Genomic DNA, 586 nt, shown 5'->3' on the forward strand with positions numbered 1-586 from the left:
TTTAGCATGACTTATGTGAATTAACTATTAATTTGGTATCAATTACTTGTTTAGATAAACAGACATCACAAAACAATCAATTTACCCTTGAGGTTAAGCGCTTATAAAAGACATTTGACTGGTTAAGGGTAGCAACTCTTAGTGGTGTTAAATTGAATAATTTTAAGAAAGTTAGACCAAGAACTAGATTTAAATGATGTTTATTATTTTATGGAACGATAAAAACAGTTAACTTTTTACTATCATACCCTTATTAAGAAGATCTTATTATGACAAACCAACGTCCTTTATACATTCCCTTTGCAGGTCCTGCACTATTAGAAACCCCTTTGCTAAATAAAGGTAGCGCCTTTTCACCAGAGGAACGTGATAGCTTTAATTTGACAGGTTTATTGCCTCATGCCATTGAGACGATTGAAGAACAATCACTACGCGCATATCATCAGCTCAGCTCCTTTACTAATGATATGGACAAGCATATTTACTTACGCAACATACAAGATACCAATGAGACCTTGTTTCATCATTTGATTGAGCAGCATATTGAGGAAGTTATGCCGCTTATATATACCCCAACGGTTGGCCA

1 pseudogene is annotated in these 586 nt (G+C 34.5%); it reads left to right on the forward strand.

Going from position 1 to position 586, the window contains the following annotated elements:
• Window positions 1-269: 269 nt before the first annotated feature.
• A pseudogene (locus tag ACS8FD_RS22905) lies at window positions 270-586 on the forward strand (NAD-dependent malic enzyme); the annotation flags it as partial.

The sequence above is a fragment of the Psychrobacter sp. 1U2 genome, from assembly GCF_051847575.1.